1 protein-coding gene is annotated in these 506 nt (G+C 47.6%); it reads left to right on the top strand.

What is annotated here, in order from left to right:
• Positions 1-58 precede the first annotated feature (58 nt).
• Entirely contained in the window at positions 59-400 is a 342-nt protein-coding gene (locus tag R7Q46_RS30610) for a polymer-forming cytoskeletal protein (RefSeq protein ID WP_318078771.1), read from the top strand.
• The last annotated feature ends 106 nt before the right edge of the window (positions 401-506 follow it).

Below are 506 nucleotides of genomic sequence, written 5' to 3'. Positions count from 1 at the left end.
TCTCATCGCCAAAGGCTGTACTGTTAGCGGAGAACTCAAAGTAGAAAACGACGTCCAGATTGACGGCATCGTCGATGGTCAACTGAATGTCGAAGGCACGTTAGTCGTTGCAGAAAGCGGTAGAGTCACTGGCGATGTGTATGCCAAGCAGCTGATCATCAATGGTATTCTGGACGGAAACTGTCACGCAGAGCACATCCAAGTACTCACTAAAGGCCGTGTCAGTGGTAAAATCTGGAGCAACAATCTGAGCATTGAACCGGGCGGTAAGTTCTTCGGTGAAGCAGCAGAATTGCCAGAAAAAGAAGTGGTCAGCCTGAAAGGCAAAGCGCAAGAAAGCGCAACGGCGAAAGACAACAGCGCCAACACTGAAAAGCGACTCGCGCGCAAAAGCGCATAAAAAAGACGGCGATTAAGCCGTCTTTTTCGTTTTACTGTTTGCATCCAATGTCTGGTTTTACAGCGTTTTTAGAATTAGCGCAGAACGCTTTGCTTTTTTACCAAAC

Source organism: Vibrio sp. 811 (genome assembly GCF_033339195.1).
The sequence above is the reverse complement of the archived record's forward strand: the minus strand, read 5'-3'. Positions and strand labels throughout refer to the sequence as shown.